The organism is Cellulosimicrobium marinum (assembly GCF_020551945.1).
Classification (GTDB): Bacteria; Actinomycetota; Actinomycetes; order Actinomycetales; family Cellulomonadaceae; genus Cellulosimicrobium; species Cellulosimicrobium marinum.
Map to the genome: position 1 here is coordinate 51,914 of NZ_JAJBZH010000007.1, position 13,704 is coordinate 65,617.

General features: G+C 75.2%; 11 protein-coding genes. 6 read left to right on the top strand and 5 right to left on the bottom strand.

From position 1 onward, the window contains the following. Nucleotides 1-335: 335 nt before the first annotated feature. The 4 genes from lplAB to murQ all read left to right on the top strand — a co-directional run bounded on the left by lplAB (nt 336) and on the right by murQ (nt 5,397). On the top strand, nt 336-1,385 hold the full coding sequence (lplAB, locus tag LGQ04_RS15150; RefSeq protein ID WP_229244792.1) for a lipoate-protein ligase LplAB: 1,050 nt from the start codon (nt 336-338) through the stop codon (nt 1,383-1,385). Between the two features lie 84 nt (nt 1,386-1,469). After that, the gene (locus LGQ04_RS15155; protein WP_229244793.1) at nt 1,470-3,179 is read left to right on the top strand and encodes a glycoside hydrolase family 3 N-terminal domain-containing protein; all 1,710 of its coding nucleotides are present in this window, start codon (nt 1,470-1,472) and stop codon (nt 3,177-3,179) included. After that, a complete protein-coding gene (locus LGQ04_RS15160) occupies nt 3,176-4,459 on the top strand; it encodes an anhydro-N-acetylmuramic acid kinase (RefSeq protein WP_229244794.1) in 1,284 nt (427 codons plus the stop codon). Before LGQ04_RS15155 ends, LGQ04_RS15160 begins: the two co-directional genes overlap by 4 nt. Beyond that, entirely contained in the window at nt 4,456-5,397 is a 942-nt protein-coding gene (gene murQ / locus LGQ04_RS15165; RefSeq protein WP_229244795.1) for an N-acetylmuramic acid 6-phosphate etherase, read from the top strand. The genes LGQ04_RS15160 and murQ overlap by 4 nt, the downstream gene beginning before the upstream one ends. A gap of 9 nt (nt 5,398-5,406) precedes the next feature. Here the strand turns inward: murQ and LGQ04_RS15170 are convergent, their stop codons facing one another. From LGQ04_RS15170 to LGQ04_RS15180, 3 genes are all read right to left on the bottom strand, one after another. Beyond that, nucleotides 5,407-6,468 (bottom strand): glucose 1-dehydrogenase, encoded by a 1,062-nt coding sequence (locus LGQ04_RS15170; protein WP_229244796.1) that lies wholly within the window; start codon nt 6,466-6,468, stop codon nt 5,407-5,409. A 44-nt stretch (nt 6,469-6,512) separates the two neighbouring features. Continuing rightward, nucleotides 6,513-8,342, bottom strand: a complete 1,830-nt coding sequence (locus LGQ04_RS15175; protein WP_229244797.1) for a glycoside hydrolase family 15 protein — start codon at nt 8,340-8,342, stop codon at nt 6,513-6,515. A gap of 106 nt (nt 8,343-8,448) precedes the next feature. Then, entirely contained in the window at nt 8,449-9,186 is a 738-nt protein-coding gene (locus tag LGQ04_RS15180) for a YggS family pyridoxal phosphate-dependent enzyme (RefSeq protein ID WP_229244798.1), read from the bottom strand. A 95-nt stretch (nt 9,187-9,281) separates the two neighbouring features. Here LGQ04_RS15180 and LGQ04_RS15185 point away from each other — a divergent pair, with 95 nt between their 5' ends. Then, nucleotides 9,282-9,680 (top strand): YccF domain-containing protein, encoded by a 399-nt coding sequence (locus tag LGQ04_RS15185; RefSeq protein ID WP_229244799.1) that lies wholly within the window; start codon nt 9,282-9,284, stop codon nt 9,678-9,680. Between the two features lie 27 nt (nt 9,681-9,707). Here LGQ04_RS15185 and ybaK read toward each other — a convergent pair whose 3' ends face one another. Continuing rightward, nucleotides 9,708-10,223: a Cys-tRNA(Pro) deacylase gene (ybaK, locus tag LGQ04_RS15190; RefSeq protein WP_229244800.1), complete on the bottom strand. Its 516-nt coding sequence runs from the start codon at nt 10,221-10,223 to the stop codon at nt 9,708-9,710. Between the two features lie 61 nt (nt 10,224-10,284). Between ybaK and LGQ04_RS15195 the strand changes: the two genes are divergently transcribed. Then, a complete protein-coding gene (locus LGQ04_RS15195; RefSeq protein ID WP_229244801.1) occupies nt 10,285-10,926 on the top strand; it encodes a GNAT family N-acetyltransferase in 642 nt (213 codons plus the stop codon). Nucleotides 10,927-10,977: 51 nt separating this feature from the next. Here LGQ04_RS15195 and LGQ04_RS15200 read toward each other — a convergent pair whose 3' ends face one another. Beyond that, entirely contained in the window at nt 10,978-13,686 is a 2,709-nt protein-coding gene (locus LGQ04_RS15200) for a DEAD/DEAH box helicase (protein WP_229244803.1), read from the bottom strand. Nucleotides 13,687-13,704 lie beyond the last annotated feature (18 nt).

The window sequence follows — 13,704 nt, forward strand, 5'->3', positions numbered from 1 at the left end:
CGGGTCTACCATCCGCCGCTCGTGCCTCGCGGCTCCCGCCAGACCCGCCACGACCCGCGACGTCCCGCCCCGCCCCACCCGCTCGTGCCTCGCCGCTCCCGCCAGTCCCGCCACGACCCGCGACGTCCCGCCCCGCCCCACCCGCTCGTGCCTCGCGGCTCCCGCCAGTCCCGCCACGACCCGCGACGTCCCGCCCCGCCCCACGCGCTCGTCCGCCGTGCCGAGGTAGAACCCTGGTTGGTCGAGGTAGAGCTCTGGTCGGTCGAGGGAAAGCGCTGGTCGGGTCGGGGCGACGGCGGGGAGGTGCCGTGCGCCGTCGGGCATAGGCTGGGCGGGTGCGCGGAGAGTACAAGGTCCCTGGTGGCAAGCTCGTGGCGGTGGACGTCGAGGTGGAGGCGGGGAGGCTCGCGCGCGTCGCGGTGAGCGGGGACTTCTTCCTCGAGCCCGACGACGCGCTGGAGGACATCGACGGCGCGCTGACCGGGATGCCGGAGACGGCGACGGTCGCGCAGCTCGCGCACGCGGTGCAGGGTGCGTTGGACGACGACGTGACGATGGTCGGGTTCTCGCCGGAGGCGGTCGCGATCGCGGTGCGTCGGGCGCTGGGGCACGCGACGGGCTGGGGCGACCACGAGTTCCAGGTGGTCCACGAGGGGCCCGAGAGCCCGGCGATGCACCTCGCGCTCGACCAGGTGCTCACGGAGGAGCTCGACGCGGGCACGCGCGGCCCGACGCTGCGGATCTGGGAGTGGGCGTCGCCGGCCGTGATCATCGGGTCGTTCCAGTCGCTGCGCAACGAGGTCGACGCCGACGGGGCCGAGCGCCACGGCATCACGGTGGTGCGGCGCATCTCGGGCGGGGGAGCGATGTTCGTCGAGCCCGGCAACACGATCACGTACTCGCTGTACGTGCCCGCGTCGCTCGTCGAGGGGTTGAGCTTCGAGCGGTCGTACGCGTTCCTCGACGACTGGGTGCTCGGGGCGCTCGCGGACGTCGGGGTCGAGGCGACGTACAAGCCGCTCAACGACATCGCGTCCCCGGCGGGCAAGATCGCGGGGGCGGCGCAGAAGCGGCTGCGCGGCGGTGCGGTGCTGCACCACGTGACGATGGCGTACGACATCGACGCCGCGAAGATGACCGAGGTGTTGCGGATCGGCCGCGAGAAGCTGTCGGACAAGGGCACGACGAGCGCGAACAAGCGCGTGGACCCGGTGCGGTCGCAGACGGGCATGGCGCGCGAGGACGTCATCGAGGCGTTCAAGGCCCACTTCCGTGGGCGGTACCGCACGGTCGACGGGTCGGTCACGCCCGCCGAGCGGGCGCGGGCGGCCGAGCTCGCCCGGACGAAGTTCTCGACGCCGGAGTGGACCGCCCGGGTGCCCTGACGGCGGGCGGCCACGGCACGGTTCACCCGGGTGACCTCGCCGGCCGGGTTTCCCTCCACCCAGCCATGGCAGTAATCTTCGCCTATGGGCACAGGAGTGGAAGATAGTTTCAGCACGTCGGTCGTCGTCCCCGACGACCTCCTGCGTGCCGTCAACGGCGTCCTCCTGCCGGGGTTCACCGGGGCCGACGTGCCGCCCGCCTGGCTCGAGGACGCTGCCCGCCACGGGCTCGCGGGCGTCATCTACTTCGGCCACAACACGCCCGACGTCGCCACGACGGCCCGGCTCTCGGCCCGCCTCCGCGCGATCTCGCCCGACCTCCTCGTCGCGATCGACGAGGAGGGAGGTGACGTCTCGCGCCTCGAGGCGCTCACCGGGTCGGGCCTGCCGGGCAACGGCGCCCTCGGGGTCGTCGACGACGTCGAGCTCACCGAGGAGACGGGACGCGCGCTCGGCCGCCTGCTCACCGCGGTCGGCGTCGACCTCGACCTCGCCCCCGACCTCGACGTGAACTCCGACCCGGACAACCCCGTCATCGGCGCACGCTCGTTCGGTGCCGACCCGGCGCTCGTCGCGCGCCACGGCGCGGCGTTCGTCCGCGGGCTCCACGGCGGGGGAGCCGGGGCGTGCGGCAAGCACTTCCCGGGCCACGGCGCCACGAACGTCGACTCGCACCTGTCCCTGCCCGTCGTCGACGCCGACACCGCGCTCCTGCGGGCACGCGACCTGCCGCCCTTCGCCGCGACGACCGGCCCGCGCGTGGACCCGGCGGACCGCCTCGACGCGCTGATGACCGCGCACGTCGTCGTGCCTGCCCTCGGGTCGTTGCCCGGGACGCTCGAGCCGGCCGTCTCCGCTCTCGCCCGCGAGCTCGGGTTCGACGGTCCCGTCGTCACGGACGCCCTCGACATGGGCGCACTCTCCGCCTACGCCACGGACGACACCCGGACCACCGCAGACGCCCCGACCACCGCAGACGCCCCGATCGCCGGGGACGTGCACGCCGTCGGCGAGCTCGCCGTGCGCGCGATCGAGGGCGGCGCCGACCTGCTGTGCCTCGGCACGACCGTCGCGCGCGACGACGAGACGCTGTTCCGCCAGGCGCAGGTCGCGCTCCTCGCCGCCGTCGGGTCCGGACGCGTGAGCGTCGAGCGCCTCCGCGCCTCCGCCGCGCGGACGACGGCCGCTCTCGCGGCGATCCGCGCGCGCCAGGCGGCGTCCGGCGTGACCTGCTCGCCCGAGTCCGCGGAGGCCGCCCTCGCCGCGCTGGGCGAGGTGGGCGCCGCCGCGGCGGCACGCGCGGTCCGTCTCGTCCCGTCCCCGACCACGGACCTCCCCCTGACCACCGCACCCGACGTCGTGGACCTGCGCCTGCGCTTCGACCACGCCGCGGGCCGTGCCGCCCCGCACGTCCAGCGCGCGTTCGACGCCGCGTTCGGCGAGGGCGAGGTGCGCCACCTGCGCCCGGCGGACCCCGACGCCTGGGCGCAGGCGATGGCGACGGTGGGCGAGTCCGACCGCCCGCTCGTCGTCCTGACGCGCGAACCCGTCCCCGGGTCGGGGGAGCGGGCGCGCCTCGACGAGCTCCTGGCCGCGCGGCCGGGCCTGGTCGTCGTGCACACCGGGTTCCCGGGCGCCGTCGGGCACTGGTTCGGCGCGTCGCCCGGCGGGCCCGTGCCGCCCGCGGTGGTCGTCGCGTGCGGGAGCGGCCGGGCGAACTCCCGGGCCGCCGTCGCACGCCTCGTCGCGGCCCCGGGGAACCCCGACCGCGCGGAGCGGGAGGGCGACCGGTGATCGTCCTGGGGCTGTCCTCCGGGACGTCGGTCGACGCGATCGACGCCGCCGCCGCGGACCTCACGCTCGGGCCCGACGGCGTCCTGCGGATGCGCCCCCTGGGGCACACCGAGTACTCGTGGCCGGCGGCCCTGCGCGAGCGCATCCTCGCGGCGCTGCCCCCCGCCGCCGTCGGCGTGGCCGAGGTCGCCCAGCTCGACACGCTGATCGGGCAGGAGATCGGCCGCGCGGGCCGCCGCGCGATCGACGACGTCGCGGGCGGCGACGCCGACCTCGTCGCGTCGCACGGCCAGACCCTCTACCACTGGGTCGTCGGCGCGCGGGCCCGCGGGAGCCTCCAGCTCGGGAACGCGGCGTGGATCGCGGAGCACGTCAAGCGACCCGTGGTGAGCGACTTCCGGGTGGCCGACATCGCGGCGGGCGGGCACGGCGCGCCGCTCGTCAGCGTGCTCGACGCGCTGTGGCTCGGGCGCGACCCCGACGACGCGGACGCCGGGCTCACGGCGGCGCTCAACGTCGGCGGCATCGCGAACGTCACGCTCGTCGGCCGGGTCGACGACCCGGTCACGGGCTGGGACACGGGCCCCGGCAACTGCCTGCTCGACGTCGCGGTCACCGCGCTCACCGACGGGCGGCTCACCTACGACCGTGACGGCGCGCTCGCCGCGCAGGGCACGGTCGACGAGGTCGCGCTCGCCGCCCTGCTCGACGACCCGTACTTCGCGGCTCCCGCACCGAAGTCGACGGGCCGCGAGCTGTTCGACGCGACCTACGTCGCGCGCCGCCTCGCCGCCGTGCGGCCGGGGCTCGCGGGGCCGGACCTCGTCGCCACGCTCACCGAGCTCACCGCGGTGAGCGTCGCCGACGCGCTCGCCGGGCACGGCGTGCGCCGCGTCGTCGTCTCCGGCGGCGGGGCCCGCAACCCGGTGCTCCTGGACCGGCTGCGGGTCGCGCTCGACGCGCGGGTCGCGCCGGGCTGCGCGGTGGTCACCGCGGACGACCTCGGGATGCCGGGCGACGCCAAGGAGGCGTACCTGTTCGCCCTGCTGGGCTTCCTGTCCGCGCACGGCCTGCCCGGGACCGCCGCCGGCGAGCACCGGCGCCGTGCCACGGGCGCGCGCCGGGCCGCCGTCCTCGGGTCGCTCACCCCGCCCGGGCCCCTGCCGTGGGACGCGCCGACCACCCCGGTGCGCCGCCTCGTCCTCGCCACCACGCCGCCGGGGGCCGCCCCGCGCGAACCCGGCCCGACCCCGGGGCCGACGAAGGGAAGTGCCCGATGACCGAACCGTCGACCACCACCGAGGAGTGGCACGACCTGCTGCGCCTCGCGTCGCCGACCGAGGAGCGCAACCCGCGCACCGCGGACGTCGACCTCCTGCCGACCGCCGACGTCGTGCGCCGCATCACGGACGAGGACACCGGTGTCGCGACCGCCGTGCGCGCGCAGCGCGACCGGATCGCGGCCGCGGTGGACCTCGCGGTGGAGGCGCTGCGCTCGGGCGGGCGCGTGCACTACGTCGGCTCGGGCACGTCGGGGCGGCTCGGGGTGCTCGACGCGGTCGAGCTCCTGCCGACGTACGGCGTGGGGGACGAGTGGTTCGTCGCCCACCTCGCGGGCGGCGTCGGCGCGATGATGCTCGCGGTCGAGGGCGCCGAGGACGACGTCGCGCTGGGCCGGGCGGACGTCGACGCGGTCGGGCCGGACGACGTGGTGGTGGGACTGGCCGCGAGCGGCCGCACCCCCTACGTGCGCGGCGCGCTCGACGTCGCGCGCGAGCGCGGCGCACGGACCGTCCTCGTGTCCGCGAACCCCTACGCCCCGCTCGCGCGGGACGTCGACGTCGCCATCCTCGTGGACACCGGCCCGGAGGTCGTCACCGGGTCGACGCGCATGAAGGCAGCGACGGCGCAGAAGCTCGTGCTCAACACGTTCTCGACCGCGACGATGATCCGGCTGGGCAAGACGTACTCGAACCTCATGATCGACGTGCGCCCCACGAACCAGAAGCTGCGCGCGCGCATCGTGCGCATGCTCGTCCAGGCGACCGGCCTGGAGCCGGAGGCGTGCGAGGACGTGCTGCGGTCCGCGGACGGTGAGGTGCACGTCGCGCTCGTCATGCTCCTCGGCGGGGTGGACGACGCCGCGGCGCGGGACGCGCTGCGTGGTTCGGGGGTCGCGGGGGTGCGGCAGGCGCTCGCGCGGCTCGGCGTGCGCTGAGCGCGACGGTCAGGGCAGGGCGCCGCCGAGGTCGAGCACGACCTTGACGTCGTCGGGCCGGGCGTCGAGCGCGTCGTGCACGTCGTCGAGGTCCACGTGGCGCGTGAGCAGGGCGGCGAGCCAGTCGCGGTCCGCCTCGGCGAGGACCTGGGCCGCACCGCGGTAGTGGGAGACGTTCGCGTTGACCGAGCCCACGACGACGTCGTTCTCCAGCACGAGGCCCCGGTTCAGCGCGCCCGCGTCGACCTGGACCCCGTGGCCCGCCGACGACACCCCGGTGAGGCACGTGACGCCGTAGTGCGACGTCCGCGACATCGCGTCGACGACCACCTGGCGCGCGCCCGTCGCCTCGACGACCACGTCCGGTGCGAGCTCGTCCATGACGTCGGCGGACGGGCCCGCGTGGTACGTCGCGCCGAGGCGGCGCACGAGGTCGGGCTTCGGGCCGTCGTCGACCCGGTCGAGGACGTGCACGTCGAGGCCGCGGCGGACCCCGACGAGGGCGGCGAGCAGGCCGATCGGTCCCGCGCCGGTGACGAGCACGCGCTCCGGCTCGAACCACGCGCGGCCGCCGACCGCGTCGACCTGCTCCCACGCCTTGACGACGACGCTCGTCGGCTCCACGAGCACGCCGACCTCGCCGAGGGCGGCGTCGACGCGCACCGCGTAGTCCGCCTCGACGGTCCACCGCTCGCTCGCGTACCCATGTCGCCCGGCGATGCCACGCTCGGTGTACAGGCCGTTGCGGCACATGTCGAACTGTCCGCGGGCGCAGGCCCCGCACGGCACCGGGTCGGGTCTGCGGACCACCCCGGCCACCAGGTCGCCCGGGGAGAACCCGCTGCCGTCCGGCGCGCTGAGCACCCGTCCGAGCGACTCGTGCCCGAGGACGAGGCGGTCCTCCCCGTCCGGTGCGCGCCCGTGCTCCCCGGCGACGATCTCGCGGTCCGTCCCGCAGATCCCCACGAGCAGCCCCTCGACGAGCAGCTCGCCGGGACCCGCCTGCGGCTCCGGGACGTCCTGCACCGCGAGCGACCCGGCGTCGCCGGGCACCAGCGTCAGTGCGCGCATCGTGCTCTCCCTCCGTCGTGCGTCCCCGGTCCGGCCGGGGAGGTTCACCGGGTCGACCGCGCGGCGGCCTCCTCGCCGTCCCGCGACGTCGTGCCGTGCCGGCCGGGCCGGGCGCCCGACGCGAGCGTCAGGGCCGCGTTCACGAGCCCGACGTGGCTGAACGCCTGCGGGACGTTCCCGAGCTGGCGACCCGCGCGGGTGTCGAACTCCTCGGCGAGCAGCCCGAGGTCGTTGCGCAGTCCGAGCAGGCGCTCGAAGAGGGCCTGCGCCTCGTCGCGCCGCCCGATCCCCGCGAGCGCCTCGACCAGCCAGAACGTGCAGATGAGGAACGCGCCCTCCTCGCCCGGCAGGCCGTCGACGCGCCCGTCGGCGGCGGTGTCGTAGCGCAGGAGCAGCCCGTCGGCGTCGAGCTCGCGCTGCACGGCGTCCACGGTGCCGACGACGCGCGGGTCGTCCCAGGGCAGGAAGCCGACGCGCGGCAGGAGGAGGAGCGCCGCGTCGACGCCGCGCGAGCCGTAGAACTGGGTGAACGTGTTGCGGTCGGGGTCGTAGCCGTGGGCGAGGACGTCGGCGCGGATCTCGTCGCGCAGCGCGCGCCACCGGTCGACCGGCCCGTCGAGGCCGTGCTCGGTGACGGCCCGGACCGCGCGGTCGACGCCCGCCCATGCGAGCACGCGGGAGTGGACGAACGCGCGCGGCTCGCCACGGATCTCCCACAGGCCGTTGTCGAGGTCGGTCCAGTGCCCCTCGAGGTAGTCGAGGAGGGCGCGCTGGAGCGCCCACCCGTCCTCGGTCGCCGCGATCCCGGCCTCGCGGCCCAGGTGGAGGGAGTCGAGGACCTCGCCCCAGACGTCGAGCTGGTGCTGGTCGTAGGCGCCGTTGCCGGTCCGCACGGGGGCGGAGCCCTCGTAGCCGGGGAGCCAGTCGAGGGTCTGCTCGGTGAGGCGGCGGGAGCCGTCCAGGGCGTACATGATCTGCAGGTCGGCCGGGTCGCCCGCGACGGCGCGCAGCAGCCACTCGCGCCAGCGTCGCGCCTCGCGCCGGTAGCCGGTGGCGACGAGGGCCTGGAGCGTGAACGTCGCGTCGCGCAGCCACGTGTACCGGTAGTCCCAGTTGCGCACGCCGCCGAGCTGCTCGGGCAGCGACGTCGTCGCGGCGGCGACGATGCCGCCGGTCGGTTCGTGGGTGAGCGCCTTGAGGGTGACGAGTGAGCGGGTCACGGCGTCTCGCCACGGGCCGTCGTAGGTGGACCGTGCGCTCCACGCGCGCCAGAAGTCGAGGGTCCGCGCGAGGGCGTGCCCGGCGTCGAGGGGGCCGCCTGCCGGGGCGTGGGACGGACGGCGGTCGAGCACGAACGGGACGGGCACGCCGGGCACGGCGTCGAACCGTGCCCGCACGGACCCGTCCTCGACGGTCGTCGCCACCGGGGTGCGCAGGGTGACAGCCTCCGGACCCGCGACGGCGCTCACCGTCTCGCCGTGGGTGACCCAGGGCACGACGCTGCCGTAGTCGAACCGCAGCCGCAGGTCGGACTCCACCGGCACGCGCCCGCCGCGCGCCTCGACGATCCGCACGAGGTCCGGCGCCTCGTCGCGCGGCGGCATGAGGTCCGTGACGGTGAGCTCGCCCTCGGGGGTGCGCCACGTCGTCTCCAGGACGAGGGTGTCGTCGACGTAGCGCCGCGACGTGCACGCCCCGGCACCCGCCGGGGCGATGCGCCACCGGCCGTGCTCCTCGGTCCCGAGCAGCGCCGCGAAGCACGCGGGCGAGTCGAACCGTGGCAGGCACAGCCAGTCGACCGAGCCGTCGCGGCCGACGAGCGCCGCCGTCTCCAGGTCGCCGACGATCCCGTAGTCCTCGATGCGTCCCGCCATGCGTGCGCGTGCCTCCTGGTCGTCCGGTCGCGTGCGCCCCCGAGTATTCGCGCCGGGGCGCGGCGCCGCACGTCGGGGTCGCGCCGCCGGGGCGCGGCGCCGCACGTCAGGCCGGGCGCGGCCCGAACACGGCGGTCCCGACCCGGACGACGGTCGCGCCCTCGGCGACGGCGAGCTCCAGGTCGCCGCTCATTCCCATGGACAGGCCGTGGGCGTCCTCCGTCCCCGGCTCGCCCGACCGCACGACGGCGTCCCGCACCTCGCGCAACCGGGCGAACCCCGCGCGGACCAGGGCCTCGTCGGGCGAGTGCGCGCCGATCGTCATGAACCCGGCCAGACGCAGCCCGGGGAGCGCGGCGACGTCGCGCGCGAGGTGCGGGGCGTCGTCGGGCCCGGTGCCGGACTTCGACGCCTCGGCCGACACGTTGACCTGCACCATGACGTCGAGGACGCGTCCGTCGCGGGCGCAGCGGGTGGACAGGGCCTGGGCGAGCGCGAGGGAGTCGACGCTCTGGACGCCCGTGGCCGCGGCGAGCACCGGGTTCACCTTGTTGCGCTGCAGGTGGCCGATCATGTGGACGTCCACGCGGCCCGCGGCGACGAGGTCGGCGACGTCGGGCGCCTTCGCCACGAGCTCCTGGACGCGGTTCTCCCCGACGAGGTCCACGCCGGCCTCGACGACGGCCCGCACGGCCTGGGCGGGCTGCGTCTTCGTCGCGACGAGGAGGCGCACGTCGTGGGGGTCGCGCCCGGCCGCGCGGGCCGCGGCGGCGACGCGCTCGCGTACCCGGGCGACGTTCTCGGAGACGAGCGCGACGAGGTCGGGGGAGGAGGCGGCGGGCATGGCGCCAGTCTAGGGACGGCACGGCGGGCGGAGACGCGCGAGGATCAGGGTGCTCCCGGATCCACTTCCGGGCGCCGGTGCGGGACGATGGTGGGGTGAAGACCCTGCTCAACATCATCTGGCTCGTGCTCGCCGGGTTCTGGCTCGCGCTCGGCTACGTCGCGGCCGGCATCGTCTGCTGCGTTCTTATCGTGACGATCCCGTTCGGCATCGCGTCGTTCCGCATCGCCGGCTACGCGCTGTGGCCCTTCGGCCGGACCGTCGTGGACAAGCCCACCGCGGGCGCGTGGTCGACGATCGGCAACGTCATCTGGGTGGTCGTGGCCGGCATCTGGCTCGCGATCGGCCACGTGGTCACCGCGATCCCGCTGTTCGTCTCGATCATCGGCATCCCGCTCGGTATCGCGAACCTCAAGATGATCCCGATCTCGCTCCTGCCGCTCGGCAAGGACGTCGTGCCGACCGACGCCCCGTTCGCCGCGTACGGCCGCTGAGCGCCAGGGCGTACCGGGGTGCCCGTACTACCTCGCGAGGGAGGCCGTCGCGCCGGACGTGAGGCGGAGCAGGTCGGCGGGGGAGAGCCCGACGTCGAGGCCGCGTCGCCCGCCCGAGACGTAGACCACGTCGAACGCGAGCGCGCTGTCGTCGAGCACGGTCCGGTGCCGCTGCTTCTGGCCCAGGGGCGAGATGCCGCCGACGACGTAGCCCGTCGCCCGCTCGGCGGCGGCGGGTTCTGCCATGGTCGCCTTCTTGCCGCCCGCGGCCTGCGCGAGGGCCTTGAGGTCGAGCTGACGGTCCACGGGCACGATCCCGACGACGAGCGGACCGCCGTCGACCGACGCGAGCAGGGTCTTGAACACCTGCTCGGGCGCCGCGCCGATCGCCGCCGCGGCCTCCATCCCGTAGCTCAGCGTGCTCGCGGGGTCGTGCTCGTACGGGTGCAGCGTGAACGCGACGCCCTCGCGCTCGAGGAGCGCGACGGCGGGTGTCCCGGCGGTCTGGCCCGCGCGGCCGGAGGACTTCGACTTCTTGACCACGGCCCGATTGTGCCGCACGACGGCGAGGCGCGGCCCGGGCTCTCGGCGTAGCGTCGGGTGGGTGGCGACGTCGGGCGGGGCGAGGGGTGCGGCCGGGGCGGTCGTGGTGCGGCCCGCCAACGAGGTGTCGTGGGACGACCTCGTGGCGGTCTTCGGCGAGCGCGGGTACCCGGCGGCGTGCTGGTGCCAGCGGCAGGTGCTCGGCGACCGCGCCTGGTACGCGACGCCGCCCGAGGAGAGGGCGCGGCTCCTGCACGAGCAGACGAGCTGCGACGACCCCGACGCGCCCGGGACGAGCGGCCTCGTCGCGACCCTCGACGGCGAGCCGGCAGGCTGGGTCGCCGTGGGTCCGCGGCCGACGTACCGCCGGCTGCGGGGCAGCCCGGTGCCGTGGAATGGCCGCGGTGACGGCGACGTCCAGGACAAGGACGACCCGGACGTGTGGGCCGTGGCGTGCTTCGTCGTGCGGGCGGGCTTCCGCGGGCTCGGGCTCACGTACGACCTCGCGCGCGCCGCCGTCGCGTTCGCCCGGGAGCGCGGTGCGCGGGCGGTCGAGGGGTACCCGATCCTCGACCCGTCCGGTGCGCCGATCACGTGGGGCGAGAACTCCGTCGGCAGCGTGCAGGCGTTCCGGGCAGCGGGGCTCGTCGAGGTGGCCCGCCCGACGACGCGTCGCCGGGTGATGCGCCTCGACCTGCGCTGAGGGTTCCGGCGCCTCGCGGACCGCCTCGACCGTCGCCGGGAGGCGTGAGACCTACAGCGGCCCGACCGCGAGCACGGTGATCACGGGGGCGCCCGCCTCGTCGCTCGCCGCGAGGTCGACGGTCGCGGTGACCGCCCAGTCGTGGTCCCCGGCCGGGTCGTCGAGCACCTGCCGGACCAGCCACGTGCCCGCGGGGACCACGCCGCCCGGGGCGTGGGCCGTCGTCGGGCCCTCGTGTCCCGGAGGTACCTCGCCACCGGGCTCCACGACCTGGAACAGCGCAGCGGCGCGCGCGCTCGGGCCGATGCCGACGGCGTCGTCGCCCTGCGCCTCGAAGAGCGGGTCGAGCGCGTCGCCCCACGCGTCGGCGTCCCAGCCGCTCGCGCCGTCGAGGGCGCCGAGCCCGCGGTAGTCCTCGCGCCCGGCGAGCTCGACCCGGCGGAACATCGCGTTGCGCACGAGCCGCCGGAACGCGCGCGGGTTGCCGGTGACCGGACGTGCGGGCGCCTCCTCGCCCGTCCCGGAGAGCGGGCCGTCGCCCACGAGGTCGTCCGCGTCGTCGTCCACCGGGCGGGACAGCCGCTCCCACTCGTCGAGCAGGGACGAGTCGGTGCCGCGCACGAGCTCGCCCAGCCACTCGACGATCTCGTGCACGTCCTCCGTGCGGTGCTCGTCGGGGACCACCTGGCGCAGCGCGCGGTAGGCGTCGGCGAGGTAGCGCAGCACGACGCCCTCGGTGCGCTCCAGCCCGTACACGGAGACGAACTCGGCGAACGTCATCGCGCGCTCGACCATGTCCCGCACGACCGACTTCGGGGAGAGCTCGGCGTCGGCGACCCACGGGTTCGACCGCTTGTACATGACGAACGCGGGCTGCAGGAGCTCGTCCAGCGGCTTCGGCCAGGTGATCTCCTCGAGCAGCGCCATGCGCTCCTCGTACTCGTACCCCTCCGCCTTCATCGCCGCGACCGCCTCGCCCTTCGCGGCGTTCTGCTGCGCGTAGAGCACCTGGCGCGGGTCGTCGAGGGTCGCCTCGATGACGGAGACGACGTCGAGCGCGTGCGTCGGGCTCGCGACGTCGAGCAGGTCGAGGGCCGCGAGCGCGAACGGGGACAACGGCTGGTTGAGCGCGAAGTCGCGCGGCACGTCGACGGTGAGCCGCACGCTCGGCCGGTACCCGCCCGGCCGGGAGGCGTCGGGGACGCGCACGCGCTCGACGATGCCGGCGACGCGCAGGGAGCGGTAGACGCGGAAGGTCTGGCGCACGTGCTCGCGCCGCTGGGTGTCCGAGTCGTGGTTCGCGAGGAGCAGGTGCTGCATCGCGGCGACCGGGTCCTCGCCGCGCTGGGAGCGCGCGAGCACGTTGAGCACCATCGCGTGGGTGACGCGGAAGTGGGACGTGAGCGGCTCGGGGTCGGCGTCGCGCAGGCGCTCGAACGTCGCGTCGGTCCAGTTGACCGACCCCTGGGGCGCCTTCTTGCGGACGATCTTCTTGAGCTTCTTCGGGTCGTCGCCGGCCTTGGCGAGCATCTTGCGGTTCTCGATCACGTGCTCGGGCGCCATGACGAGGACCTCGCCGACGGTGTCGTACCCGGCGCGTCCGGCGCGCCCGGCGATCTGGTGGAACTCGCGCGCCGTGAGGTGGCGCATGCGCTCTCCGTCGAACTTCACGAGGCTCGTGAGCAGCACCGTGCGGATCGGGACGTTGATGCCGACGCCGAGCGTGTCCGTGCCGCACACGACCTTGAGCAGACCGGACTGCGTGAGGCGCTCGACGAGGCGCCGGTACTTGGGCAGCATGCCCGCGTGGTGCACGCCGACGCCGTGGCGCAGGAACTTGCTCAGGGTCTTGCCGAACCCGGTGCCGAACCGGAAGTCGCCGAGCTCGGCCGCGATGGCGTCCTTCTCGGCGCGCGACGCGACGTTCATCGACAGCAGCGACTGCGCGCGCTCGACCGCGTCCTTCTGCGTGAAGTGCACGACGTACACCGGCGCGCGGCGGGTCGTGACGAGCTCCTCGATGACCTCGGTGAGCGGCTCGACGACGTAGGAGAAGTGCAGGGGCACGGGGCGCTCGGCCGTCGTGACCTCGGCGACGGGGCGGCCGGTGCGCTCGGTGATCTCCTCGACGAAGCGGGTCGTGTCGCCGAGCGTCGCGGACATGAGGAGGAACTGGGTCCCGGTGAGCTCGAGGAGCGGCACCTGCCAGGCCCAGCCGCGCTGCGGGTCGGCGTAGAAGTGGAACTCGTCCATGACGACCTGGGAGATGGCGTGCTCGTCGGCGCCGGGCCGGTCGCCGTCGTCCGAGGAGCCGCGCCGGAGCGCCAGGTTCGCGAGGATCTCGGCGGTGCAGCAGATGATCGGCGCGTCGGGGTTCACGGCGGAGTCGCCGGTCATCATGCCGACGTTCTTCGACCCGAACGCCGCGACGAGCGCGAAGAACTTCTCGCTGACGAGCGCCTTGAGGGGCGCCGTGTAGTAGGTGCGGCCGCCGCGGCCCGAGCGGTACGACGCGAGCGCCGCGAACTGCGCGCCCATCGCGACGAGCGACTTCCCCGACCCGGTGGGGGTCGCGAGGATGACGTGCGACCCCGTGACGAGCTCGATGAGCGCCTCGCTCTGGTGGGGGTAGAGGTCGAGGCCCTGCTCGGTGGCCCACGTCGTGAACCCCTCGTACAGCGCGTCCGGGTCGGGGGCCTTGCCCGTCGGTGCGGGCACGTGCGCGAGGAGAGCCGGGGTGCGGCCGGTGGTCGTGGTCACGGGAAGAGTCTGTCAGGT

Excerpts from the sequence above, each read along its gene's own strand:
- LGQ04_RS15155 (WP_229244793.1), top strand. The coding sequence starts at position 1,470 with ATGGGCACAGGAGTGGAAGATAGTTTCAGCACGTCGGTCGTCGTCCCC.
- murQ (WP_229244795.1), top strand. The coding sequence starts at position 4,456 with ATGACCGAACCGTCGACCACCACCGAGGAGTGGCACGACCTGCTGCGC.
- LGQ04_RS15170 (WP_229244796.1), bottom strand. The coding sequence starts at position 6,468 with ATGCGCGCACTGACGCTGGTGCCCGGCGACGCCGGGTCGCTCGCGGTG.
- LGQ04_RS15175 (WP_229244797.1), bottom strand. The coding sequence starts at position 8,342 with ATGGCGGGACGCATCGAGGACTACGGGATCGTCGGCGACCTGGAGACG.
- LGQ04_RS15180 (WP_229244798.1), bottom strand. The coding sequence starts at position 9,186 with ATGCCCGCCGCCTCCTCCCCCGACCTCGTCGCGCTCGTCTCCGAGAAC.